Origin of the sequence: Pseudomonas tolaasii NCPPB 2192, assembly GCF_002813445.1 — a bacterium.
In the GTDB taxonomy this organism is placed as follows: domain Bacteria; phylum Pseudomonadota; class Gammaproteobacteria; order Pseudomonadales; family Pseudomonadaceae; genus Aquipseudomonas; species Aquipseudomonas tolaasii.
On sequence record NZ_PHHD01000001.1, the window covers coordinates 5,182,160 to 5,206,255 of the forward strand.

The following is a 24,096-nucleotide window of genomic DNA, read 5'->3' on the forward strand; positions in this document are numbered from 1 at the left end:
GTCGGTGCATGACCGGCGAAGGAACGCTTGAATGTTTGGCCATGGACCCGGCCCGGCCCGCCAGCGCGGCGCTATCGGCTTGATCGGCGCGTTTACCCTCGCAATTGCGCTGTTGTTTCTACTGTTGGTGGTCGACAGCGGCCGCCTGTACCTTGAGAAGCGCAAATTGCAGCGCGTGGCCGACACGGCGGCGCTGGAGGCCGTGAGCCGTGGCGGTAAATGTGTGGCGCCGAACAACAACGCCGCACAAATTGTGATCGAGAGCGCCCAGCGCAATGATTTCACGGTCAGTGCCGACCGCACCCTGGCCACGGCCTGTGGCACGCTCGCCACGGGCGCCGACTTTATGCGCACCTTCAACCCGGACCCGGCCAGGGCCGACGCCATTCGAGTGATCGCCACCCATCGCGTTCCCACCAGCCTGGCCCACGGCCTGTTCACATTGTTTTCAACCCAACCCGTCAGCCTGACCACGCTGTTGAGCGCCACAGCCGTCGCGGCCGCGCCCTCCCCACCCGTCGCCTCACTTACCATTCGCAGCACATTGTTAACCGTGGACAGCACCAAGTCAGCGGCGCTCAACGGCCTGATCGGCGGTTTGCTCGGCGGCAAATTGCAGCTCGATGCCGTGGGCTGGAATGGCCTGATCAACACCAACATCAGCCTGCTCAGCTACCTCGACGCACTGGCCATCCGCCTGAATGTCAGCGCCGGCAACTATGACCAGTTGCTCAAGACCGACGCCACGGTCGGCCAGTTGATCCAGGCCGCCATCGACGTACTGAAATTGGGTGGCGATGCGGTCAAGGTGGTGATCAACAACCTGGAAGCCATCAAGCTGATTGCACCGGGAACGGAAATCCTGCACCTGGGCGACCTGATCAAGATCCAGAACGGCACCGACAAAACCGCATTGAATGTGGACCTGCAGTTGTTCAACCTGATCCAGGGGTTCGTGCAACTGTCGAACAAAGCCAGCGCGGTGGCCGTCGAGTTGCCGGTGGATGTACTCGGGTTGCTGAATATCACGGTCAAGACACGGGTCATCGAGCCGGCGCAGATTTCCGCGGTGGGCAACCCGCAACTGATCGCCACCCAACCGATTACCGTCAGGACCGCACAGGTCAGGACCTGGATCTCCATCAAGCTGCCCGTCATAGATGTGCTCAACAAAGTGGTCGAACTCGTCACCAACCTGGTGAGTTTGCTGCTGGGCAGCTCCCTGGACCCGGTGATCGGCACGCACATCGACATTGCCCTGGAAGCCGCCAGCGGCAGCAGCACCGTCACCGGCTATCGCTGCAACGGCCCGGAAGACAAATCCCTGACTGCGTCGGGCACCACGTCGGCGGTCAGGTTGATGGTGGGTCAGATCGATCCCAAAAACCTGTTTTCGTCAGTCGACCCCTTGAAGGTCGACGATTTCCCCCTGCTCGATCTTGGCGTAAAAGCCTGCGCCAAGGGCGTATGCGACCCCCGGCAAGCCTATGCCGTGGGCGGCCTCAGCCTGCGGGTGGACAGCAGCGTGGCCAAGACCACACGCGCCCACGTTTACGTGTCGCCACCCGACATCAAGCAGCCGCCGAACTTTTACAGTTTCAGTGCCAACAACGTGGTCGGCAGTTTGAGCGACACCCTCAAGGGCATTCAATTGACCAGCCATACACCGACCCTGGGTGGCTTGCTGGGCCTGGTACTGGGTTTGGTGGTCGACATACTGACCGGCGTGCTGAGCCTGCTCAGCGGCATCATTTCCAGCCTGCTCAGCCCTTTGCTCGACCCGCTGGTCAACAACCTCCTCGCCGGCCTGGGCATTGACCTGGCGAAAGTCGAAATCGGTGCCAACCTGTCCTGCAACCCCGGTGGTCGCGCCGCGCTGGTGATTTGAGCGCATCAGGCCCACTGATCATCATCCAACACGCTAACCTATTAAGCCGCCGCGACCTTGTCGGCTCGCGGCGGCGCGCATTAGATTAGCCAATAGTCCAAGGCCTTTAGAATAAGCAGAAGGGATAAGCATGGCGCTTAACGACCAATCCACCCAGATTCGCCCCGGCGAAGAGCTGGACGCCAACCTGATCGACCCTTATCTCAAGGCCCATATTCCGGGCTTGAGCGGCACGCCCACCGTCAGCCAGTTTCCCGGCGGCGCCTCCAACCTGACCTACCTGCTGGAATACCCCAGCCAGGAATTCGTGCTGCGTCGCCCGCCGTTTGGCCACAAGGCCAAATCCGCCCACGACATGGGCCGCGAGTACCGCATTCTCAACCAGCTCAAAGACGGCTTTCCGTATTGCCCCAAAGCCTACGTGCATTGCACCGATGAGTCGGTAATCGGCGCGGAGTTCTATGTGATGGAGCGCGTCAACGGCATCATCCTGCGCTCCGACCTGCCCGCTGAGCTGGGCCTTGACGCCACCAAAACCGAAGCCTTGTGCAAAAGCTTTATCGACAAGTTTGTCGAACTGCATCAGGTGGACTACAACACCTGCGGCCTGGCCGACCTCGGCAAGCCGGAAGGTTATGTGGAGCGCCAGATTCGCGGCTGGAGCGACCGTTACGAAAAAGCCCTGACTCCCGACGCCCCGAGCTGGGAAGCCGTGCGCGCGTGGCTCAACGACAAAATGCCGGCCGATCACCCCACCTCCAGCATCGTGCACAACGACTATCGCTTCGACAATGTGATCCTCGACCCGCACAACCCGATGCAGATCATCGGCGTGCTGGACTGGGAGCTGACCACCCTCGGCGACCCGCTGATGGACCTGGGCAACACCCTCGCTTACTGGATCGAAGCAGCAGACCCGGCACCGGTGCAACTGATGCGCCGCCAACCGAGCAATGCCCCCGGCATGCTCACCCGCCGCGAATTCGTCGACTACTACGCCGAACGTGCAGGCATCCAAATCGACAATTTCGATTTCTACTACACCTACGGCCTGTTCCGACTGGCTGGCATCGTGCAGCAGATCTATTACCGCTTCTTCCATGGCCAGACCCAGGACAAACGCTTTGCGCAGTTCATTCACATGAACAAGCTGCTGGAGCAAATGAGCCTGAATGTCATCAGCAAATCGTCTCTCTGACTAAAAGAACAAGGAACCGCTATGTCCAAGACCAACCTGTTCGACCTCGACGGCAAGATCGCCTTCGTTTCCGGTGCCAGCCGCGGTATCGGCGAAGCCATCGCCAAGTTGCTGGCCCAGCAAGGCGCCCATGTGATCGTGTCCAGCCGCAAGCTCGAAGGTTGCCAGCACGTGGCCGATGCGATCATCGCCGACGGCGGCAAGGCAACGGCCGTGGCCTGCCATATCGGCGAGATGGAACAGATTACCCAGGTGTTTGCCGGCATTCGCGAGCAGTTCGGGCGCCTGGACATCCTGGTCAACAACGCCGCGACCAACCCGCAATTCTGCAACGTACTGGACACCGACCTCGGCGCCTTCCAGAAGACCGTCGACGTGAACATTCGCGGCTACTTCTTCATGTCGGTGGAAGCCGGCAAGCTGATGCGCGAGAACGGCGGCGGCAGCATCATCAACGTGGCGTCGATAAACGGCATTTCACCTGGCGTGTTCCAGGGCATCTATTCGGTGACCAAGGCCGCCGTGATCAACATGACCAAAGTCTTCGCCAAGGAATGCGCAGCGTTCGGCATCCGTTGCAACGCGCTGCTGCCGGGCCTGACCGACACCAAATTCGCCTCGGCGCTGGTCAAGAACGATTCGATCCTGAAAATGGCCCTGGCGCAAATCCCGCTCAAGCGCGTGGCCGACCCGAGCGAAATGGCCGGCGCGGTGCTGTTCCTGGCCAGCGATGCGTCCAGCTACACCACGGGCGTGTCGCTGAATGTGGACGGCGGTTTCCTGTCCTGATTGTGCAGCTTACCCCCCACTAATGTGGGAGCGGTGGTGTGCTCAAGCGTTGGGTGGTTGCTGCCGAAAACTGACCGCCAGGCGGTTCCAGCCGCTGATGCTGGACACCGCCATGGTCAGGTCCACCAATTCCTGCTCACTGAACGCCGTTCGCACCGCCGCGTAGAGCTCATCTGAAACGCTGGAGGTCGGCAGCGTCGCCACCGACTCGCACCAGGCCAACGCCGCCTTCTCCCGCGCCGTAAAAAATGGCGAATCACGCCACACGCACAGCGCAAACAACCGTCGCTCACTCTCACCTCGCTGGCGTGCCGCCATCGAGTGCATGTCGGTGCAAAAGCCGCAGCCGTTGATCTGTGACACGCGAATCTTGATCAACTCCAGCAAGGGTTTCTCGATGGACAGGCCAAAGGTCGCGGCCTCGAGCATCAGCATGCCCTTGAGTGCCTGCGGCGAGGCGGTGTAGTAGTCGAGGCGGGGTTCCATGGGGGCATTCTCGGGTAACAGCTGCAATTGCCGTACAGCCTAGAGCCCGCGTGCGGCAAGCCCTATAGCCAATCAGACGGTTTATGCAGAGACCATTTTGAGGCCACCCCGCGAGCGAGTAACCTTGGCGCAGATCGATTGCATCAGGGGGAAACATGGAACTGCACGTGGTGATCAAAGGCCGCAAGGACCTCGCCGAACAGCTCTACCGGCAGTTGCGTGAAGCCATCGGCTCCGGGCGCCTGGCCGCCGGTGCGCAATTGCCGCCCAGCCGCCTGCTCGCCGAGCAATTGGGTGTATCGCGCAAGACCGTGTCCGACACCTACGCCACCCTGACCTACGAAGGCCTGCTGGTGGGCAAAACCGGCAAGGGTACCTTCGTCAATGCCCATTCACCCCAGGCCGAGCGCGTGCAAACCGCCACCGACCTGGCCTGCGCCGCCAACCTGGCAAAGTGGGCCGCGCTGCCTTCGCCCATGCGTCACCCAACGCGCGACAGTACCTTGCGCTACGAATTTATCGGCGGCGCCACCTCACGCCAGCAATTCCCTCAGGACGAATGGCGACGCTGCACCCAGGACGCCTTGCGGCGCATCGCTCAGAACAGCGGCTTCTACAGCCAGCCCGAAGGCCTGCCGGCATTGCGCGAGGCCATCGCCGGGCATATCGCGTTTTCCCGCGGGGTGAAATGCCGTGCCGACAGCATCGTCGTCACCAACGGCGCGCAACAGGCGCTGGATTTGATCGCCCGCGTGGTGCTCGAAGCCGGCAGCATCGTGGCCATGGAAGACCCCGGCTACAGCCCTGCGCGCGAGTTGTTTGCGGCGATGGGCGCGCGTGTTGTCGGCGTGCCGGTCGATGGCGAAGGCATTCAGGTCGATCACATTCCCGATGGCACGCGGCTGATTTACGTCACCCCCTCCCATCAGTTCCCGCTCGGCATGCCCATGAGCGTGCCACGCCGCGAAGCCTTGCTGGCACGGGCCTTCGCGATGGGCGCGATCATCATCGAAGACGACTACGACAGCGAGTTCCGCTACGAAGGCCGGCCCACCGACTCGTTGCAAAGCATGGACGCCCGAGGCGTGGTGACCTATGTCGGCACTTTCTCCAAAACCCTTTTGCCCGAGCTGCGCCTGGGGTATGCCGTGCTGCCCCCCGCCATCCATGCAGCCGTGCTCAAAGCCAAGCAATTGACCGACCAGCACAGCTCCACGCTGCCGCAATGGGCGCTGGCCAAGTTCATCAGCGAAGGTTTTTTGCTCAAGCACATCCGGCGCTGCCATGCCGTGTATGCCGGGCGCCGCGAGCGCATTCTGCAGCGCCTGGCCGGGGATTTGTCGCCGTGGTTTGAAGCGGTGCCCACCGTGGCCGGATTTCACTTGGCGGCGCTGTGCAAGGTGCCGGTGAATATCCCGCTGCTGATCGAACTGGCGCGGCAGGTCGAGGTGGGGCTGTACCCGGTGGACGTGTTCTTTCATGAGGCACCGGTCAGGTCGGGCCTGGTGATCGGTTTCGGCGCCATCGAATTGCTCGACATCGACCCGGCGCTGGACCGGGTGCGCGACATCCTCCAGCAGATTGGCTAGGCGGTTTTCCGCCGGATTGGTCATTGGTCGCGCACACCCTCGGGCGTAGGGTGAAGAGGTCTCGAATCACTCGGAAATCTCATGATGAAACGACTGCTCGCCACCACCCTGATGCTCGCCTCTCTCAGCGCCTTCGCCCACGAGCCGGTGTACAACCAGGAATCGATCAAGGTGCTGCAAGAGCACCCCTTGACCAACGTGCCCGGCAAAAAAACCCTCATGCTCACCGTGGACTACGCCCCCGGCCAGGCCACCGTGCCCCATAGCCACACCGGCACCGCCGTGGCGTATGTGCTGGAAGGCGCGATCACGTCGCGGGTCAATGACGAGAAGGCCAGAACCTACCAGGTGGGTGAATCCTTTTACGAACCGGCCGGCTCGCGGCATTTTGAATCGAGCAATGCCAGCCAGACCCAACCGGCGAAAATGCTGGTGGTGATGGTGCTGGATGAGAAGGCCGAGGTGCTGACGCCCCTGCCCAAATAATCAGCCCCCCAAATAACCTGTGGGAGCTGGCTTGCCTGCGATAGCGGCGGGTCAGCCAACTAATCTGTGTTTGATGTACCGCTATCGCAGGCAAGCCAGCTCCCACAGTTTTAACGGTGTTCAGGGCCGTTTGAACTGGCGGCGCAGGCTCTCGATTTGAGGGCGACAAGCACACCCTTCCAGATGATCGTTCACCATTCCCGTTGCCTGCATCAACGCATACATCGTGGTCGGGCCCACATAGCTCCAACCACGCTTCTTCAGGGCTTTGGACAAGCGCGCCGAGGCCGGTGAGGTCGGATTTCCTTTCCAGTACGCCAAATCAACCACCGCCGGGCGCTCCGTCTCGGCGGGCTCGAATGCCCACATCCAGTGAGCCAGCGAGCCGGTTTCATCCACCAGTTCACAGGCCCTGCGCGCGTTGGTAATCGTGGACACGATCTTCGCGCGGTTGCGCACAATGCCTGGCTCGCCCATCAACCGTTCGATATCTGCCTCGCCGTACTGCGCGACCTTGCGAAAATCAAAGCCGTCAAAGGCCAGCCGGAACTGCTCGCGCTTGCGCAGGATGGTGATCCACGCCAGGCCGGCCTGAAAACCTTCCAGGCAAATCTTCTCGTACAGCAGGATATCGTCCGCCACCGGCACGCCCCACTCGTGGTCGTGATAGTGCGGGTAATCTGCCGCGGCGGTGCGCCAGGTGCAGTAGGTGCGACCGGTTTCATCTGTGCTCAGCCCTGCTGTGTCCATCCATCACCTCGTCTTTCAACCGGCGGATGATAAGCGAAAAAATTTACGCCCCGCCAACCGCTCAAGCATCGCCCTTCGCGACCAACTGGTCAGACCGGGACCTGTCAACCGACTAATATTTACTTGTGATTTCAAAAAACCCAGGCGTAGACTGGCCCCGCACTGGACTTACCGGTATGACCACAACAATTAAGCCCTGGAACCACCGGGGCACCGAATAGAGATCCCTCCCATGCTCAGATGGTGCTCGCGTTCGATTTTCTTGCAAGTCGTGATTGGCCTGATGCTAGGCATCATCTGCGGCCTGGCCCTTCCCGAATTCTCCTCGCAACTCAAACCCCTGGGTGACGGCTTTATCAAGCTGATCAAAATGCTGATTGGCCTGATCGTGTTCTGCGTGGTGGTCAGCGGTATTTCCGGCGCCGGCGACCTGAAAAAAGTCGGGCGCATCGGCCTCAAATCCGTAATCTACTTTGAAGTGCTCACCACCGTCGCCCTGGTGATCGGCCTGATCATGGCCTTCAGCACCGGCATCGGCCAGGGCGCCAATATTCATCTGGAGCAATTGTCATCGGCGGGCCTCAATGAGCTGGCTGACAAGGGCCAGCACATTCGCGGCACCAGCCAGTTCCTGATGGACCTGATCCCCAACTCGGTGATCGGCGCCTTCGCCGACAACAACGTGCTGCAAGTGCTGTTGTTCTCAGTGCTGTTCGGCAGCGCGTTGAACCTGGTGGGTGAATCGGCCTCGGGCATTTCGCGGCTGATCAACGAGCTGAGCCATATCATCTTCCGCATCATGGGCATGATCGTGCGCCTGGCGCCGATCGGCGTGTTTGGCGCGATTGCCTTTACCACCAGCACCTACGGCCTGGATTCGCTGCAACACTTGGGCAGCCTCGTGGGTTTGTTCTACCTGACATGCTTTGCCTTCGTGGGCCTGGTCCTCGGCCTGGTGATGCGCCTGTCCGGCCTGCGCATGCTGCCGCTGCTCAAATACCTGCGTGAAGAACTGCTGATCGTGATGGGCACCGCCTCCTCCGACGCCGTGCTGCCACAGATCATGCGTAAACTGGAGCACCTGGGGATCGGCAGCTCTACCGTAGGCCTGGTGATTCCGACGGGCTATTCGTTCAACCTCGACGGCTTCTCGATCTACCTGACCCTGGCCATCGTGTTTATCGCCAACGCCACCGGCACGCCCCTGTCGATGACCGACCTGCTGACCATCCTGCTGGTGTCGTTGATCACCTCCAAGGGCGCCCACGGCATTCCCGGTTCGGCGCTGGTGATTCTGGCGGCGACACTCACGGCCATCCCGGCCATTCCCGTGGTAGGCCTGGTGCTGGTATTGGCGGTGGACTGGTTCATGGGCATCGGCCGCGCGCTGACCAACCTGATCGGTAACTGCGTGGCCACCGTGGCAATCGCCCGGTGGGAAAAAGACATTGATATACAGCGCGCCAACAAGGTGCTTGAAGGTCAGCAAGGCTATGCCTTCCAGGCCAAGAAGCCGGTGGTGCCGGCGCATCAGGAGTTCTGATGCGCGCCTGAGAGCAACACCTGTCAAGGTGGGAGCTGGCTTGCCTGCGATAGCGGTGCATCAGATACCGATGAGTTGGCTGACCCGGCGCCATCGCAGGCAAGCCAGCTCCCACATTGAGATCCCGCAGGATTCACTACCGTATTTGCACCATCAAGGAGACGCAGACGTGATCAGCACCTCAACCGTCGTCAATTCAGTCGTAGAAAAACTGCGCGCCGCACTCAAGCGCGGCCAGTGGCGCCAGGGCGAGATGCTGCCGGGCCAACGCGAGCTGGCCGAACAGATGGGCATCAGCCGCCCGAGCCTGCGCGAAGCCGTGATCGTGCTGGAAACCCTCGGCCTGGTGCGTTCCATGCCGGGCAAAGGCGTGGTGGTACTGGAAACCAGCGTCAACGAAGCACACTCGGGCGACGCCGTCGCCGACGCCAGCCTCGAAGACATCCTGCAACTGCGCTACACCCTGGAACCCTTCATCGTCGGCCTGGTGGCCCAATCCATCAGCAGCAAGGAAGTCGGCCAGTTGCGCCTGACCCTGATGGATATGCGCGAAGCCCTCGACGCCGAAGATGCCGAAGCGGGCATGAACGCCTATATCGGTTTCCACGAAGAGCTGTTCGCACTGACCTCCAACCCGATCTTCCAGAACGTGGTGCAACAGACCAGCAACGCCCTCAAGCAAAGCGCCCAGGTGCTGCGCAACTCCCCCGAACACCTGGCTGAACGCCTGCAGGAAAACGAAGCCGTGGTGCGCGCCATCCGCAACAAGAACAGCGCCCTGGCCAGCGCCGAGATGCGTCGGCACATCCTCCAGGAAGGGCTGCGCATGGGCATCCGTTTGAACATCCCCGACGACCATCTGGGCAGCTGACTTTAGGAGACAGGCCATGACCGCTCACGCCCTGCAACGCAATTCCGTCGTCACCACCCTGCCCGCCATCCGCCTGGTGGCCGGCAAAAAGCCTTCGGTGGATGACATCTACCCGCGTCTGTTCGACGCCATCCTGGAACAACGCATCGCCCCCGCCAGCCGTTTTACCGAAGAAAGCCTGGGTGAAACCTTTGGCGTGAGCCGCAGCGTGATTCGCCGGGTACTGGCCAAACTGTCGCACCAGCAAGTGATCATTCTGCGCCCCAACCAGCGCGCCCAAGTGGCGGCGCCGGATGCGCAGCAGACGCGGCAGATCCTCGAAGCGCGGCGGATGACCGAGATTACCGTTGTGCAACTGGCCTGCGCCCAGGCCACACCGGCGCAGATCCGCCAATTGCGCGAGCTGATCGGCCGCGAGCGTGACTGCATCGAGCGCGACCAGCGCGGGCCGGCGATTCGTTTGTCGGGGGAGTTCCATCTGCACTTGGCGGCGATTGCCGGGAATGGGCCGCTGGCGCAATTTCTCAATAGCCTGGTGCCATTGACGTCACTGGTCATTGCCCAGTTTGAAGCGAAAGCCTGCACCTATTGTGCGTGGCAAGAGCACATGGCGATTGTCGAGGCGGTCGAGCAAAGGGACTCAGCCACCGCAATAGCGCTGATGACCCAACACCTGGACCACCTGGAAAGCAAATTGCTGAAACACCACTGACTCCCAAGTGAATATGAATCCAACTGTATTTGATAAACAGTGTTCCAACAAAAAGCCCCCGTATCTCACGATACGGGGGCTTTTGTCTTACTGCAGCATCAAGCCGGTTGCAGCACCGACTGACCGCTCAACGCCAGGTCCAGCAACTCACGGTTAGCCACCGCGTACATGGCGTAATCCGTGCCGACCGCAGCACGAATTTCCACCATCATCGCCACCCAACGATCAGCCATGTCCTTGTGCTGTTCAAGCCACAGGGCCACGCGGGCTTCCATGTCTTGTGGCGCGTCGGCCATTTGCAGGACGGAGATGGTGATCGCGCGTTGCTGCCAGTCCACGTCATCACGGAAGGCTTCACGGGCCTGGGCCTGCCAGTTGTTGGCCACCGGCAAATCGCTGATCTGCTGCAGGTACCACGGCAAGTCCAGGGCGCTGCCGACGGCAAAGTAGGCCTTGGCCACTTCGGCGGCGTCATGCCCGGTCACGTCGGCGGCTTCGATGATCGGCAGCAGGGTGTACAGGTGAGTCGTACCTGCAACCATGCGCGCCAACAGCTCAGGCACACCGGCTTCGGTGTACTTGCCGTAGCGGTTTTGCCAGCCTTCGCGGGTCGGGCCTTCCAGCAGTTCGTCGAGCTTGAGGCCCAACGCCGCCAGGTGCGGACCGAAGTGCGCGGTGTCGCGACCAGCGTCCTGCTCGTTGCGACGGCTACGCAGGAACCAGCGTGTGGCACGGCGACCCAGGCGCATCAGCTCGTCCATCAGCTCCAGTTGCACGTCAGCGGAAACCTGGTGGTCCAGGGCTTCGATCTGACGGAACCAGTGCGGGAGGTGGAAGATGTCACGCACGATCACATAAGCACCCGCCACGTTCGCCGGGCTCATGCCGGTCGACTCTTTGAGCCGTTGAACGAAGGTGATGCCCATGTGGTTGACCAGGTCGTTGGCGATCTGGGTGCTGACGATTTCACGCTTCAGGCGGTGGCGGCGCATGGCCTCGCCGAACTTGGCGACCAGGCTCGGCGGGAACGCGGTTTCCATGTCACGGGTCAGGTAGTCGTCATCCGGCACCAGCGACTTAAGCAGCGCTTCCTTGAGGTCGATCTTGCTGTACGAGATCAGCACCGACAGCTCCGGACGGGTCAGGCCCTTACCGGTTGCGGCGCGCTCGGTCAGCTGCTCCTCGGTCGGCAGGTACTCGATGGCGCGGTCCAGCTTGCCACGGCCTTCCAGGTCGCTCATCAGGCGCTTGTACTCGGCAGCACGCTCGTAGGCACGGCGCGCAGCCAGGGACAGGGCCTGGGTCTGCTTGTAGTTGTTGCCCAACACCAGGTTGCCGACTTCGTCGGTCATGCTCGCCAGCAACTGATTGCGCTGCTTGTCGGTCATGTCACCGGCCTGCACCACTTCGTTGAGCAGGATCTTGATGTTCACTTCGTGGTCGGAGCAGTCCACGCCACCGGCGTTGTCGATGAAGTCGGTGTTGGAGCCGCCACCATTGAGGCCGAATTCCACACGACCCAGTTGGGTCATGCCGAGGTTACCGCCCTCGCCCACCACCTTGCAGCGCAGCTCGTTGCCGTTGACACGCAGTGCGTCGTTGGCCTTGTCGCCCACGTCGGCATGGCTTTCGCTGCTGGCCTTGACGTAGGTGCCGATACCGCCATTCCACAACAGGTCCACCGGCGCCTTGAGCAAGGCGTTCAGCAGTTCGGTCGGGGTCAGCTTGTCGGCCTGGATGTCGAAGCGCTCTTTCATCTGTGGCGAGATGGCAATGCTCTTCGCGCTGCGCGAGAAGATACCGCCGCCTTCAGACATGATGCTGGTGTCGTAGTCGGTCCAGGCCGAACGCGGCAGCTCGAACATGCGCTGGCGCTCGACAAAGCTGGTGGCCGGGTTCGGGTTCGGGTCGATGAAGATATGCAAGTGGTTGAAGGCCGCGACCAGTTGCAGCTTGTCGGACATCAACAAACCGTTGCCGAACACGTCACCGGCCATGTCGCCCACGCCCACCACGGTGATGCTGTCTTCCTGCACATTGATGCCGCGCTCACGGAAGTGACGTTGCACACCGACCCACGCGCCCTTGGCGGTGATGCCCATTTTCTTGTGGTCGTAACCGGCGGAACCGCCGGACGCAAACGCATCACCCAGCCAGAAGCCGTAGTCGATGGCAATGCCGTTGGCGATGTCGGAGAAGGTCGCAGTGCCCTTGTCCGCGGCCACCACCAGGTAGGGGTCATCGTCGTCATGACGCACGACGTTGGCCGGTGGCACCAAAGCGCCGTCTTTCAGGTTGTCGGTGATGTCCAGCAGGCCCGAAATGAAGATGCGGTAGCAGGCGATGCCCTCGGCCGCGATCTCGTCACGGCTGCCGCCCAATGGCAGGCGACGCGGCAGGAAGCCACCCTTCGCCCCCACCGGCACGATGACCGAGTTTTTCACTTGCTGGGCTTTTACCAGGCCGAGCACTTCGGTACGGAAGTCTTCCTCACGGTCGGACCAGCGCAGGCCGCCACGGGCGACGTTACCAAAGCGCAGGTGCACACCTTCAACGCGCGGCGAGTACACGAAGATTTCAAACTTCGGCACCGGCTTCGGCAGCTCGGGAATGGCACGCGGGTCGAACTTGAAGCTGAAGTACGACTTGTTCTGGCCGTTGGCGTCGGTCTGGTAGAAGTTGGTACGCAGAGTGGCCTTGATCAGGTCCAGGTAGCGACGCAGGATGCGGTCTTCGTTGAGCACCTGAACGTCGTCCAGTGCCGTGAGAATCGCTTGCTCCAGGCGTTGCTGCTTGTCTTCCAGGTCCTCGGCGGTCAGTTTGCGCGCCAGGTAGAAGCGGGTCTTGAACAACCGGGTCAATTCGCGGGCGATATCGGTGTGGTTGTTCAGGGTGCTGGCGATGTAACCCAGGTCAAAGCCCAGGCGGATCTGCTTCAGGTAACGCGCATACGCACGCAGCAGCGCCACGTCGCGCCACGGCAGGCCGGCGGTGAGTACCAGGCGGTTGAACGCATCGTTTTCGGCGTCGCCATGCACGATGTGCACGAATGCGTCCTGCAGGGTGTCGTTGAGCTGCTGAATGTCCAGGTTCACGCCTTCGGCAGCGATGAACGCAAAGTCATGGATCCAGAACTCACGGCCATTGGCGTGACGCAGGCGGTACGGGAACTCGCCCAGCACGCGCAGGCCGAGGTTTTCCAGGATCGGCAACACGTCGGACAGTGCCAGCGGGGTATCGGCGTGGTACAGCTTGCAATGCAGCTCGCGCTGACCGGACACCTGGCCCAGCGGCTGATAGAAGCTCATCACCAACGGGTTGGCTTCGGTCAGGCTGTTGAGGTGCTGCATGTCGACCACCGCCGAATGCGCCGCGAAACGCTCGCGGTAGCCGGCCGGGAAGCCTTTCGGGAAGTCGGCCAGCACGTTGGTGCCTTGCGCTTCGCCAAAGCTTTCCACCACCAGGCTGGCGTAGTCGTCCTGCCAGCTGCGGCAGGCCTGTACCACTTCTTTTTCCAGTTGCAGCGGGTCGATGTCGAGGCGGTTCTTCGGGTCAACCCGCAGAATCAGCTGTACACGGGCCAGCACGGACTCGGAGAAGAACGTCCAGAACTCGCAGTCCGAGGCTTTCAGGCGATCCATCAGCACTTGCTGGATCTTCTGGCGCACCTCGGTGGAATAGATGTCGCGCGGCACATAGGCCAGGCAGTAGCAGAAACGACCGTACGGGTCTTTGCGCAGGAACACGCGAATCTTGTTGCGTTCCTGGATCTGCACGATCGACATCACGGTGCTGAACAGCTCGTCGACCGGGGTCTGGAACAGGTCGTCACGCGGCAGCACTTCAACCACCTGCGCCAGCTCTTTGCCCAGGTGAGCCTTGGGCTGGAAGCCCGAGCGGCGTTCGATTTCCGCGACCTTGCGACGGATGTACGGGATCACCCGCACGCTTTCGCCATACACCGAGGAGGTGTAGAGGCCCATGAAACGGTGTTCCTTGATGACCTTGCCGTCGGCGCTGATTTCGCGGATCGACACGTAGTCCGGGTAAGCCGGGCGGTGCACGCGACTTGGGTGCGCGGCCTTGGCGAACGACAGCACGACCGGCTCGTTCAGGTAGGCCACGGCGTAATCTTCGATGCGCAGGTCTTCGGCGGTGAGGCCGGCGCGCAGCAGCTTGGTCAGGCCGAGGAAGGACTTGGCGTCATATTCGATGTGACCGCCGTCCTTGCCGTCACGTACCACGAACTCTTCGTAGCCGAGGAAGGTGAAGTGGTTGCCCACCAGCCATTCGAGGAAGTTCTTGATCTCGGCTTTTTCTTCGCCGTCGATCACGAACTTGCTGGCGTCGATACCGGCCAGCAGGTCCTGGACCTTGGCTTTCATCGGTTCGAAATCGGCCACGGCCACGCGCACTTCGCCCAGCACCTGCTCAAGCTCTTTGCTCAGCACGTTCAGTTCGGCGGCATTGGCGCAGCGGTCGATTTCCAGGTACATCAGCGATTCTTGCTGGATGCCTTCGCCCTGGGTGCCTTTGGGCAGGATTTCCAGCAGCTCGCCCTTGGCGCCACGGCGCACGCTGAGCACGGTGGTCTGCAGGGTATGGATGCTGTAGCCACGGCGGTTCAGCTCGGTGCGAACCGAGTCCACCAAAAATGGCAGGTCATGGTGCAGCACTTCGACCGCGGTGTGGGTCGACTGCCAGCCATGACGTTCGTAATCGGGGTTGTACACCCGTACCTGCGGTTGGTTGTGATCAAAGCGCTCAAGCAGGCGCCAGGCAGAAAGGGTGCAACCGGCCAGGTCGGAGAGGCGACGTTGGGTCAGTTCGTCGAGAGAAATGATGCCGAAAAATTGTTCCGCGAACAGCGCCACTTGTGGCAGTGCCTGTTCACTGATGTGCTGCGCCAGTGCCGCTTGCAGTTGGTGCTGGAAGTCGGCCTTGCTGGCTGCGGTGAAGAACGCCATCTGTGGTACTCCGCTTGGGCTTGTTATTGATGAAAGCGTCGCGTGTTATCCCCTTGCGGGGAGACCGTCGGCTCCGTTCGCCGGTTAACCATAGCGAATCGGGGTGACAGGTGGGTGAAGCTGGAAGAGACAGTCAGGTCACATACAACTTCCACGGGATGCACACCTTGCCGGGTGACGATACGACGGGCAGGTCAGACGCTCGGCACAAGGCACATCCGTTGCGCAGCTTAACGAGTGTAGGAAGACAGCTGCTTGCGACGCTGCGACATATTCGGTCATCGGTACGCAGGCTGGGGGTTGCGACTTGGGCAACCCGGATTTTCCGACAGAAAAACCGGCTATTTCCGAGCCTGCGAGTACCAGAAATGACCGATACAGCCCGTCAGGTCATGCATTGGGTCTGACACAGGAAGCAGCACAAAATTCGCCGCGATGGCACAATTGCCGCGCCGCACCCTCCCCCAGACAGGATTTCCCATGCTGCAACTGAACACCGACGCACTGATGGCTACCCCGTGCGATGACGAAGAAGACAACATGGCCATGCTCTGCTGCCACGGCAAAAACGGCGAGATGTTCATGCTCACCCGCTACCCGGACGAAGACGAAGTGGAGCTTACCTGGGATTACGAGCCATCGACTCTGGACGGGCTGAAAGTCACCCTGGGCGATACAAAACTGCTGGTGGAACTGGCTGCCGGGGACGCCGACGCACTGGGCGGCAAGGATCAACTCGAGATCAGCCACAGCACTGCCGCGTCGGACATGGCTGAAGTTGAAGAAACCCTGCAGAACATTCTCAAAGGCACCGGCACCTTCACCCGGATCTGAATGCACCGAAGATCAAATGTGGGAACTGGCTTGTGTGGGAGCTGGCTTGCCTGCGATGCTGGCGACTCGGTCCTCCAGATTGACCCAGTTGATGCCATCGCAGGCAAGCCCGCTCCCACATAAACAGCGCAAGCCTCAGCACCATTTGTGCTAAACACACAAAATTCCTACAAGTTTTCCCAAAAATACCCCTCGCGCCGTTAGTCGCTGCCCCCCGCGATGCATTAAAGTAGACCTCCCAGGCCCGGCGCCCTCCTCAACGCTCGGGCTCTTCTCTCCAGGAACCGTCATCGATGGAACATCGTGAAGCGCTGCTTGCGCTGCGAACCTTTCTTTCTACGCAGATTCTCGGCCAGGAAAAACTCATCGATCGCCTGCTGATCGCCCTGCTCGCCGATGGCCATATGCTGGTAGAAGGCGCGCCGGGGCTGGCCAAGACCAAAGCCATCAAAGAGCTCGCCGAAGGCATTGAAGCGCAGTTCCATCGTATCCAGTTCACCCCCGACCTGCTGCCCGCCGACATCACCGGCACCGAGATCTATCGCCCGGAAACCGGCAGTTTCGTGTTCCAGCAAGGTCCGATCTTTCACAACCTGGTGCTGGCGGACGAAATCAACCGTGCCCCGGCCAAGGTGCAGTCCGCGCTGCTGGAGGCCATGGCCGAGCGCCAGGTCAGCGTCGGGCGCAGTACCTACGACCTGTCACCGCTGTTTCTGGTGATGGCCACGCAAAACCCCATCGAGCAGGAAGGTACCTACCCGCTGCCCGAAGCCCAGCTCGACCGCTTCCTGATGCACGTCAAAATCGGTTTTCCGGACGCCACCGTCGAACGCCGTATCCTGCAACAGGCCCGTGGCGAGGCCCTCAACGGCGAAACCAAGCCCGAGCGCCGTGTCAGCCAGCAGGCCATTTTTGCCGCGCGCAAGGAGATCCTTGGGCTGTACATGGCCGACGCGGTGGAGGAATACCTCGTGCAACTGGTCATGGCCACCCGTACCCCGGCCAAATTCGACCCGGAAATGGCCGAGTGGATTGCCTACGGCGCCAGCCCGCGCGGTTCCATCGCCCTCGACCGCTGCGCCCGCGCCCATGCCTGGCTGGCCGGTCGCGACTTTGTGAGCCCCGAAGATATCCAGGCCGTGCTGTTCGACGTGTTGCGCCACCGCATCATTCTGTCGTTCGAGGCCGAAGCCGCCGGCATTGACCAGGACCGCGTGGTGCAACGCATTCTCGACGTCGTTGCCGTCGCTTGAAACCCATGAATGCCAGCGCAGGAATCCGCGTCACACTCAGCGAGCTGATTGAGATGCGCCACCGCGTGCGCGAAGTGCAGCTGTTTTCCACGCCGAGCCAGCGCAGCCCGTTGATCGGCCTGCACCACTCCAGGCTGCGCGGGCGTGGTGTGGACTTCGACCAGGTGCGCGTGTACCAGGCCGGCGACGATGTGCGCACCATCGACTGGCGCGTGACGGCGCGCACCCAGGAGCCGCACACCAAACTGTTCCATGAAGAACGCGAACGGCCGATTTTCATCATGGTCGAGCAAAGCTGCCGGCTGTTTTTCGGCTCGGGGCAAATGTTCAAATCCGTACTCGCCGCCCAGGCCGCCAGCCTGATCGGCTGGGCCGCCCTGGGCCACAACGACCGCGTGGGCGGGCTGGTGTTCGGTGACAGCGAGCACTATGAAATCAAGCCCCGGCGCAGCAAGCAAAGTCTGCTGCAGCTGCTCAACCGGCTGGTTCGCGTGAACCAGAGCCTGAACACCGAAAGCCGCCCCGAAGCCGACGCCCTGGGCATGGCCTTGCGCCGTGGCCGTGAAGTGCTGCGCCCGGGCAGCCTGGTGATCGTGATTTGCGACGAACGCGCCCTCACCGAAGGCGCCGAGCAACAGTTGAGCTTGCTGTCGCGCCATTGCGACCTGTTGTTGCTGCCGATCTCCGACCCTCTCGACCACGCCCTGCCCGCCGCCGGGTTATTGCGTTTTGCCGAACGGGGCGCGCAACTGGAACTGGACACCCTGAATTTCGACTTGCGCCAGGCGTATAAAGCCCAGGCCGAGGCACGCATCGCCCGCTGGGAACTGCTCGCGCAGAAACTGCGAGTGCTCTTGATGCCCTTGAGCACCCAAAGCGAAATGGTCGAGCAACTGCGCGAATACCTCAACCCGCAACGCCCGGTTAAAAAGCAATGAGCAGCCTGGACCAACTGCAACCGCTGATCGCCCCGCCGTCGATCGGCTTCTGGCCGCCCGCGCCGGGCTGGTGGCTGTTGTTGCTGATCATTCCTCTGATCGGTTGGGGCCTGTGGTGGCTGCGCCGTTTCTTGCCCAAACGCCAACCGGTGGCCCGCGCCGAACAACCGCTGGACCCGCTGCGCATCGCCGCCCTCGCCGAACTGGCACTGATGCCCAAACCCTATGACGGCGCCCCCGCCGGTGCCTGGCTGCAACAGCTCAATGGTCTGCTCAAGCGCCTGTGCCGCAACGACTACCCCTACAGCCAGAGCCACACCCTCAATGGCCGCAAATGGCTGGCGTTTCTCGACAACCGCTGCCCCGCCGCTGGCCTCACGCGCTGGATGGTGCTGGTGGAAGGCGCCTACAAGCCCGAGTGCAAACTGGATGACAAAGCCATCGCCGGCCTGACCCAAGCCGTCGACACCTGGATTCGCAAACATGTTTGAATTCGCCTGGCCGTGGATCTTCGCCCTGTTGCCATTGCCCTGGTTGATGCGGCTTATCCTGCCGGTGGCCGACAGCGGCGAACCGGCGCTGAAAGTCAGCTACCTCGCCGACCTCGAAGGCCTCGCCCGCCGCCGCGCCCGCATCAACTTGCCGGGCTGGCGCCAGCAAGCGCCGTTCGTGGTGCTGTGGCTGCTGCTGTTGACCGCCGCCGCGCGTCCGGAATGGCTCGGCGAGCCTCTGCCGATTGCCGCCAGTGGCCGCGACCTGCTGGTGGCGGTGGACGTGTCCGGCTCCATGGATTTCCCCGACATGCACTGGCAGGACGATGACGTCAGCCGCCTGAGCCTGGTGCAACACATGCTCGGCGATTTCCTGGAAAGCCGCGAAGGCGACCGCGTGGGCCTGATCCTGTTCGGCAGCCAGGCTTACCTGCAAGCGCCGCTGACCTTCGACCGCCACACCGTGCGCACCTGGCTCGATGAAGCGCGCATCGGCATTGCCGGCAAAAACACCGCGATTGGCGATGCCATCGGCCTGGCACTCAAACGCCTGCGCCAGCGCCCGGCGCAAAGCCGCGTGCTGATTCTGGTCACCGACGGCGCCAATAATGCCGGGCAGATCGACCCGCTGACCGCCGCACGCCTGGCCGCTGAAGAAGGCGTGAAAATCTACCCGATCGGCATTGGCGCCGATCCCGAGCAGAACGGTTCGCTGGGCATTCTGGGGGTAAACCCGAGCCTGGACCTCGACGAGCCGGCGCTCAAGGCCATCGCCGAAGCCACCGGCGGCCAGTACTTCCGCGCCCGTGACGGCGACGAGCTGGAAAAAATCAGGGACACCCTCGACCAGCTCGAACCCGTCGCGCAACAGCCCACCCAGGCGCGCCCGGCCCAGGCGCTGTACAGCGCGCCCTTGGCGCTGGCATTGGTTTTGAGCATGTTGCTGGTGATTCAGGAGCGCTGGCCCGATAACGCGTTGCAACGCGCCTTCAACAAACTGTCGAGCAAGGGGATTTTCCTGCAACAGCACCCGGAATGGCGCCAACGCCTCAAACGCCTGCGTTTGCGGAGGCGTCGATGAGCGACTTGTGGCCGCACCTGTTCCGCCCCGGGTGGCTGTTGCTGTTGCCGCCGCTCGGCTGGCTGCTGTGGCAATTGTGGCATCGGCAAAAGCGCGCCGGGCGCTGGCAGATGATTTTGCCGCCGGCCTTTCATGCCGTGCTGCTCAGTGGTGGCAGCGGCCGCGAGAGCAAATCGCCATGGGTGGTGCTGGGCATCGCCTGGCTGCTTGCGGTGCTGGCCTTGCTCGGGCCGAGCTGGCAAAGGGTTGAGCAGTCCAGCCAGAAACCGTCCGACCCGGTGGTGGTGCTGCTGGAGCTGACCCCGGAAATGCTCGCCACCGACAGCCCGCCCAACCGCCTGGAACAGGCACGGCGCAAGCTCTACGACCTGCTGCAAGCTCGGGACAATGCGCCGACCGCCATCGTGGTCTATGCTGGCAGCGCCCACACGTTGGTGCCGCTGTCGGACGACCTGGCCACCAGCCGTAATCTGCTGGAAGCCCTGCGCCCATCGATCATGCCCGAGCCCGGCCATCGCGCCGACCTGGCGGTCGAAAAGGCCATGACCCTGCTCAAGCAAGGCGGCTTGGGCCAGGGCCGTTTGCTGCTGGTGGGCTCCTCGCTGTCGAAACAGGAGCGCCAGGGCATTCGCCTGCAACTGCAAGGTGCACAGGCGCCGACCTTGTCGATCCTCGGCATCGGCAGTCGTGAAGGCACGCCGGTGACCCAGGAAAGCGGCGAGTTCCTCAAGGACGAACAAGGCGCGATCCTCGTTCCGCGCCTCGACAGCCCGACACTCAAGGCCTTCGCCAGCGAAATGGGGGGCCGTTACCGCGCCGCGCGCCTGGACGACAAGGACCTGCGCCAACTGAACCTGCTCGACGGCCCGCAAAGCCTGCGCAACGACGGCCAGTTGCTGCACCTCGACACCTGGGCCGACCAGGGTTACTGGTTGCTGCTGCCCTTGCTGCTGCTCGCCGCCTGCGCCGGGCGCCGCGGCTGGCTGTTTTGCCTGCCGCTGTTGTTGCTCGGCGCGCCGCAGCCCAGTTACGCCTTTGAGCTTCAGGATTTGTGGCTGCGCCCCGACCAGCAAGGCCAGTACCTGCTCAAGCACAAGCGCCCGGCCGAGGCTGCCGAACACTTCGAAGACCCGCAATGGCAAGGTGTGGCGCTGTACGAAGCCGGCAACTATGCCGAAGCCATCAAGCGCTTTGCCCAGGGCAACGACGCCTACGCTCACTACAATCGAGGGAATGCCCTGGCCAGATCGGGCGAGCTGGAAGCGGCCATCGACGCCTACGAACAGGCGCTGGAAGCCCAGCCCGACCTGCAGCCGGCCCTGAAAAACAAGGCACTGGTGGAAAAGATCCTGCAGGAAAAGGCCGAGCCCGAACCGGCCAAGCCTGTCAAAAATGAGGATGACGAAACCACCCAACCCGGCCAAACTGCGCAACCGGGCGCGAGCGGGCAAAACAGCACCGGTGGCGAACAGTCGGAACAAGGTCAGGGCGAAGCCGGCAAGGGCGACACCCAGACAGGTGCCACGCCACCGCCGGGCGGCAATGAAGTGCCGGGCAGCGAGTTGGGCGACGAACACACCACCACGCCGCCGCTGCGCCCTGCCGATGCCAGCATTGATGGCGAACACCGCCAAGCGCTGGAGCAATGGCTGCGGGAGATCCCGGACAACCCCGGCGAGCTGTTGCGCCGCAAATTCTGGTACGAACAGCAACAACATCAGGACAAGACTCGATGAGCCGCCGCACCACCCTTCTGCTTCTGCTCGCGTTATCGGCAGGCCACGCCCAGGCGGCGAACCTGACCGCCAGCGTCGACCGCAGCCGCCTCAATTCCGGGGAAACGGTGGAGCTGACGGTGGAATCCAGTGACGTCACGCAGTTCGGCAAGCCCGACCTGTCGCCGCTGGATGCGCAATTCGAAGTCAGCGGCACGCGCCAGATCAACCAGCTCACCACCCTGGGCGGCGACAACCACGCCACCACGCGCTGGATCATCACCCTGCTGCCCAAGGAAAACGGCACCGTGGTGATTCCGCCGCTGCAAGTGGGCGAACTCAAGACTCAGCCAATCAACCTGCAAGTGGTGGAAACCGCCAGCCAGAACACCAGCGCCGAACTGGCACCGGTGTTCATCGAAACCAGCCTCGACCAAAGCAGCGTGTACGTGCAGGCCCAGGCGTTGTTGACCGTGCGTGTGTACCACTCGGTGTCGCTGTACGACGACAGCAGCCTCACGCCCTTGCAGATTCCCGACGCGCGCATCGAGCAATTGGGCGAGTCGCGCACCTACGAGAAGGTCATCAACAGCATCCGCCACGGCGTGATCGAAACCCGCTACGCGATCTACCCGCAACACAGCGGCGCGCTGGTGATTCCCGCGCAGACCTTCAGCGCCACGCTGGTGGAGTCGCGCCCGCCCCAGGACAACACCTTGCAGGGCACCAAGCCGGGCAAGCTGATCCACGTCAGCTCCGCCGAATTGCCGCTGACGGTCAAAGCCAAACCTTCGATCTACCCCGCCGACGCACCGTGGATACCGGCGCGCAGCCTGACCCTCAGTGAAACCTGGAACCCCGAACCGGACCACGTCCAGGTTGGCGATTCCCTGACGCGCAGCCTCACGGTCAAGGCCGAAGGCCTGTCCAGCGCACAACTGCCGGCGCTGCCGAGTGCCGACATCAATGGTCTGCGCCGCTACCCCGACCAGCCCGTGCTCGGCAACCAGAACAATGACCGCGGCCTGATCGGCAGTCGCGAAGACCGCGAAGCGCTGGTGCCCACCCGCGCCGGTGCCGTGGAACTGCCGGCGGTGGAAGTGGTGTGGTGGAACACCCACGAAGACCACCTGGAACGCACGAGCCTGCCCGCTCGCACTCTGCAAGTGGCCACCAACCCGAGCCTGGTGGTGGACACCCCGGCCACGCCCACGGTGATCACCGCCCCGGACGACAACCGCCTTTGGCTGTGGCAACTCAGCACACTGCTGCTGGCCTGCACCACCCTGCTCGGCTTCAGCCTGTGGTGGCGCGCCCGTCGGCAACCGGCCGTGCAACGCGCCGCACAAACCGGCCCGAGCCCGCGCACCCTGCTCGACGACCTCAAGCGCGCCACGCAAGCGAACGACCCCCAAGCCACACGCCAGGCGCTCGATGCCTGGGCACGGCAACAGCCGGAAACGTTGGCCGATATGGCAGCGCGCTTTGTGCCGCTGTCCGACGCCCTGGACGGCCTCAACGGCGCGCTCTACAGCGAAAGCGGGCACTTCTGGCTGGGCGAAGACCTGTGGCGCGCGGTCAAAGCCATCCCCGTGGCCGAACGCGAGCAAGACCCGGCGACCGACACCACCAGCCTGCCGCCGCTCTACCCCAAGTAACCCAATGCTCTGAAACGCCACAAAACCCTGTGGGAGCTGGCTTGTCGAGTCGTCGCACCGCTGCGATGGCATCCCCTCGGTATGACTGAAAAACCGAGGTGGCCGGATCGCAGGCAAGCCAGCTCCCACACTTGATCGGCGGTGTCTGGGCGACATGCATTGTTAAAGGCCAGCAATCCCTGTCCCTTTAATTTGCGGGAAGTTTCCTAGACAATCCCACGGCCTTGCGCCTGCTGACTTCACTGGCTAGCCTTCGCTCCGTCGCTGCATATCAGCGATCGGGTGTGAGAACCTGTGAACCAGTAGGCGCCAAGCGCCGCAACCGCGAGCAACACGCTCTATGGCGGCTGTGTGCAGGCAGACTTCGGTCTGGCTGGAGTCCTACTGTCCAGTTTTCTCACCCTGCACATAGCTGCCACCCTTTTGTCGAGTGAGACCGACACTCGGATGGCTCCTTTTTCAGTAGGAATTTCCAAATGAACAAAATCGTCCCAGACCCACCACCCGCCTTCACCGTGCACCACGACCTCAGTTTCGAAGACGCCCTGATCCAAATCTGCGACCTGCTGCGCTGTGCCGCCGCCACGACTGCCGTCACAACCCAGGCGCTGACTGACGAGCAACGCCACCTGGCCGGCGCCACCGAACACCTGATCGACAACGCCAGACTCCTCGCCGACCGCGCACTGAACTGCCTGCAAGCAGCCTAACCCCTGTGGGAGCTGGCTTGCCTGCGATGCAGCCACCTCGGTTTTTCAGTCATACCGAGGGGATGCCATCGCAGGCAAGCCAGCTCCCACATTGGATTTGTGTTGTCTGGGGCACTGCATCCTCATTTATAGGTAAA

Annotated in this window: 19 protein-coding genes; 16 read left to right on the top strand and 3 right to left on the bottom strand. The window is 62.2% G+C overall.

The genetic code is table 11. The annotated features are described in order from the left end of the window. Positions 1 to 31 precede the first annotated feature (31 nt). From ATI14_RS23800 to ATI14_RS23810, 3 genes are all read left to right on the top strand, one after another. On the top strand, positions 32 to 1,888 hold the full coding sequence (locus ATI14_RS23800; protein WP_016971823.1) for a pilus assembly protein TadG-related protein: 1,857 nt from the start codon (positions 32 to 34) through the stop codon (positions 1,886 to 1,888). Between the two features lie 130 nt (positions 1,889 to 2,018). Then, positions 2,019 to 3,086, top strand: a complete 1,068-nt coding sequence (locus tag ATI14_RS23805; RefSeq protein ID WP_016971824.1) for a phosphotransferase family protein — start codon at positions 2,019 to 2,021, stop codon at positions 3,084 to 3,086. Positions 3,087 to 3,107: 21 nt separating this feature from the next. After that, entirely contained in the window at positions 3,108 to 3,875 is a 768-nt protein-coding gene (locus tag ATI14_RS23810) for an SDR family oxidoreductase (protein ID WP_016971825.1), read from the top strand. A gap of 42 nt (positions 3,876 to 3,917) precedes the next feature. On the opposite strand, the gene ATI14_RS23815 is transcribed toward ATI14_RS23810, so the two are convergent. Continuing rightward, complete coding sequence (locus tag ATI14_RS23815) at positions 3,918 to 4,361, bottom strand: carboxymuconolactone decarboxylase family protein (RefSeq protein WP_016971826.1); 444 nt, start codon at positions 4,359 to 4,361, stop codon at positions 3,918 to 3,920. A 155-nt stretch (positions 4,362 to 4,516) separates the two neighbouring features. Here ATI14_RS23815 and pdxR point away from each other — a divergent pair, with 155 nt between their 5' ends. Both pdxR and ATI14_RS23825 read left to right on the top strand, forming a co-directional pair. Continuing rightward, positions 4,517 to 5,950: a MocR-like pyridoxine biosynthesis transcription factor PdxR gene (gene pdxR, locus ATI14_RS23820; RefSeq protein ID WP_080520431.1), complete on the top strand. Its 1,434-nt coding sequence runs from the start codon at positions 4,517 to 4,519 to the stop codon at positions 5,948 to 5,950. An 84-nt stretch (positions 5,951 to 6,034) separates the two neighbouring features. Further along, positions 6,035 to 6,436, top strand: coding sequence for a cupin domain-containing protein (locus ATI14_RS23825; RefSeq protein ID WP_031319864.1), 402 nt, complete (start codon positions 6,035 to 6,037; stop codon positions 6,434 to 6,436). A gap of 120 nt (positions 6,437 to 6,556) precedes the next feature. Here ATI14_RS23825 and ATI14_RS23830 read toward each other — a convergent pair whose 3' ends face one another. Beyond that, a complete protein-coding gene (locus ATI14_RS23830) occupies positions 6,557 to 7,186 on the bottom strand; it encodes a DNA-3-methyladenine glycosylase I (RefSeq protein ID WP_016971828.1) in 630 nt (209 codons plus the stop codon). 217 nt (positions 7,187 to 7,403) lie between these two features. On the opposite strand from ATI14_RS23830, the gene ATI14_RS23835 reads away from it, so the two are divergent. The 3 genes from ATI14_RS23835 (at position 7,404) to ATI14_RS23845 (ending at position 10,312) form a co-directional block, all read left to right on the top strand. Beyond that, entirely contained in the window at positions 7,404 to 8,729 is a 1,326-nt protein-coding gene (locus ATI14_RS23835) for a C4-dicarboxylate transporter DctA (protein WP_177007821.1), read from the top strand. Positions 8,730 to 8,898: 169 nt separating this feature from the next. Next, positions 8,899 to 9,600, top strand: coding sequence for a FadR/GntR family transcriptional regulator (locus tag ATI14_RS23840; protein ID WP_080520598.1), 702 nt, complete (start codon positions 8,899 to 8,901; stop codon positions 9,598 to 9,600). A 16-nt stretch (positions 9,601 to 9,616) separates the two neighbouring features. Next, positions 9,617 to 10,312 carry a GntR family transcriptional regulator gene (locus ATI14_RS23845; protein WP_080520599.1) on the top strand — a complete coding sequence of 232 codons (696 nt, stop codon included), beginning with the start codon at positions 9,617 to 9,619 and terminating at the stop codon, positions 10,310 to 10,312. A 98-nt stretch (positions 10,313 to 10,410) separates the two neighbouring features. Here the strand turns inward: ATI14_RS23845 and ATI14_RS23850 are convergent, their stop codons facing one another. Then, positions 10,411 to 15,279: an NAD-glutamate dehydrogenase gene (locus ATI14_RS23850; RefSeq protein ID WP_016971757.1), complete on the bottom strand. Its 4,869-nt coding sequence runs from the start codon at positions 15,277 to 15,279 to the stop codon at positions 10,411 to 10,413. Positions 15,280 to 15,759: 480 nt separating this feature from the next. On the opposite strand from ATI14_RS23850, the gene ATI14_RS23855 reads away from it, so the two are divergent. The 8 genes from ATI14_RS23855 to ATI14_RS23890 all read left to right on the top strand — a co-directional run bounded on the left by ATI14_RS23855 (position 15,760) and on the right by ATI14_RS23890 (position 23,959). Further along, positions 15,760 to 16,113 carry a hypothetical protein gene (locus ATI14_RS23855; RefSeq protein WP_016971758.1) on the top strand — a complete coding sequence of 118 codons (354 nt, stop codon included), beginning with the start codon at positions 15,760 to 15,762 and terminating at the stop codon, positions 16,111 to 16,113. Positions 16,114 to 16,406: 293 nt separating this feature from the next. After that, positions 16,407 to 17,366, top strand: coding sequence for an AAA family ATPase (locus tag ATI14_RS23860; protein ID WP_016971759.1), 960 nt, complete (start codon positions 16,407 to 16,409; stop codon positions 17,364 to 17,366). Positions 17,367 to 17,371: 5 nt separating this feature from the next. After that, positions 17,372 to 18,304, top strand: coding sequence for a DUF58 domain-containing protein (locus ATI14_RS23865; protein ID WP_016971760.1), 933 nt, complete (start codon positions 17,372 to 17,374; stop codon positions 18,302 to 18,304). Then, complete coding sequence (locus ATI14_RS23870) at positions 18,301 to 18,795, top strand: DUF4381 domain-containing protein (RefSeq protein ID WP_016971761.1); 495 nt, start codon at positions 18,301 to 18,303, stop codon at positions 18,793 to 18,795. Before ATI14_RS23865 ends, ATI14_RS23870 begins: the two co-directional genes overlap by 4 nt. Then, positions 18,788 to 19,876, top strand: coding sequence for a vWA domain-containing protein (locus ATI14_RS23875; RefSeq protein ID WP_016971762.1), 1,089 nt, complete (start codon positions 18,788 to 18,790; stop codon positions 19,874 to 19,876). Before ATI14_RS23870 ends, ATI14_RS23875 begins: the two co-directional genes overlap by 8 nt. Next, complete coding sequence (locus ATI14_RS23880) at positions 19,873 to 21,612, top strand: tetratricopeptide repeat protein (protein ID WP_080520600.1); 1,740 nt, start codon at positions 19,873 to 19,875, stop codon at positions 21,610 to 21,612. Before ATI14_RS23875 ends, ATI14_RS23880 begins: the two co-directional genes overlap by 4 nt. Beyond that, complete coding sequence (locus ATI14_RS23885; protein WP_080520601.1) at positions 21,609 to 23,249, top strand: BatD family protein; 1,641 nt, start codon at positions 21,609 to 21,611, stop codon at positions 23,247 to 23,249. Before ATI14_RS23880 ends, ATI14_RS23885 begins: the two co-directional genes overlap by 4 nt. A gap of 476 nt (positions 23,250 to 23,725) precedes the next feature. After that, complete coding sequence (locus tag ATI14_RS23890; protein ID WP_016969672.1) at positions 23,726 to 23,959, top strand: DUF6124 family protein; 234 nt, start codon at positions 23,726 to 23,728, stop codon at positions 23,957 to 23,959. Positions 23,960 to 24,096: the final 137 nt, after the last annotated feature.

What these genes read in the sequence shown, in the direction of transcription:
- ATI14_RS23865 (WP_016971760.1), top strand. Translation starts at nt 17,372, where the DNA reads ATGAATGCCAGCGCAGGAATCCGCGTCACACTCAGCGAGCTGATTGAG.
- ATI14_RS23860 (WP_016971759.1), top strand. Translation starts at nt 16,407, where the DNA reads ATGGAACATCGTGAAGCGCTGCTTGCGCTGCGAACCTTTCTTTCTACG.
- ATI14_RS23830 (WP_016971828.1), bottom strand. Translation starts at nt 7,186, where the DNA reads ATGGACACAGCAGGGCTGAGCACAGATGAAACCGGTCGCACCTACTGC.
- ATI14_RS23855 (WP_016971758.1), top strand. Translation starts at nt 15,760, where the DNA reads ATGCTGCAACTGAACACCGACGCACTGATGGCTACCCCGTGCGATGAC.
- ATI14_RS23810 (WP_016971825.1), top strand. Translation starts at nt 3,108, where the DNA reads ATGTCCAAGACCAACCTGTTCGACCTCGACGGCAAGATCGCCTTCGTT.
- pdxR (WP_080520431.1), top strand. Translation starts at nt 4,517, where the DNA reads ATGGAACTGCACGTGGTGATCAAAGGCCGCAAGGACCTCGCCGAACAG.
- ATI14_RS23880 (WP_080520600.1), top strand. Translation starts at nt 19,873, where the DNA reads ATGAGCGACTTGTGGCCGCACCTGTTCCGCCCCGGGTGGCTGTTGCTG.
- ATI14_RS23875 (WP_016971762.1), top strand. Translation starts at nt 18,788, where the DNA reads ATGTTTGAATTCGCCTGGCCGTGGATCTTCGCCCTGTTGCCATTGCCC.
- ATI14_RS23845 (WP_080520599.1), top strand. Translation starts at nt 9,617, where the DNA reads ATGACCGCTCACGCCCTGCAACGCAATTCCGTCGTCACCACCCTGCCC.
- ATI14_RS23815 (WP_016971826.1), bottom strand. Translation starts at nt 4,361, where the DNA reads ATGGAACCCCGCCTCGACTACTACACCGCCTCGCCGCAGGCACTCAAG.
- ATI14_RS23850 (WP_016971757.1), bottom strand. Translation starts at nt 15,279, where the DNA reads ATGGCGTTCTTCACCGCAGCCAGCAAGGCCGACTTCCAGCACCAACTG.
- ATI14_RS23890 (WP_016969672.1), top strand. Translation starts at nt 23,726, where the DNA reads ATGAACAAAATCGTCCCAGACCCACCACCCGCCTTCACCGTGCACCAC.
- ATI14_RS23870 (WP_016971761.1), top strand. Translation starts at nt 18,301, where the DNA reads ATGAGCAGCCTGGACCAACTGCAACCGCTGATCGCCCCGCCGTCGATC.
- ATI14_RS23885 (WP_080520601.1), top strand. Translation starts at nt 21,609, where the DNA reads ATGAGCCGCCGCACCACCCTTCTGCTTCTGCTCGCGTTATCGGCAGGC.
- ATI14_RS23825 (WP_031319864.1), top strand. Translation starts at nt 6,035, where the DNA reads ATGAAACGACTGCTCGCCACCACCCTGATGCTCGCCTCTCTCAGCGCC.
- ATI14_RS23800 (WP_016971823.1), top strand. Translation starts at nt 32, where the DNA reads ATGTTTGGCCATGGACCCGGCCCGGCCCGCCAGCGCGGCGCTATCGGC.
- ATI14_RS23805 (WP_016971824.1), top strand. Translation starts at nt 2,019, where the DNA reads ATGGCGCTTAACGACCAATCCACCCAGATTCGCCCCGGCGAAGAGCTG.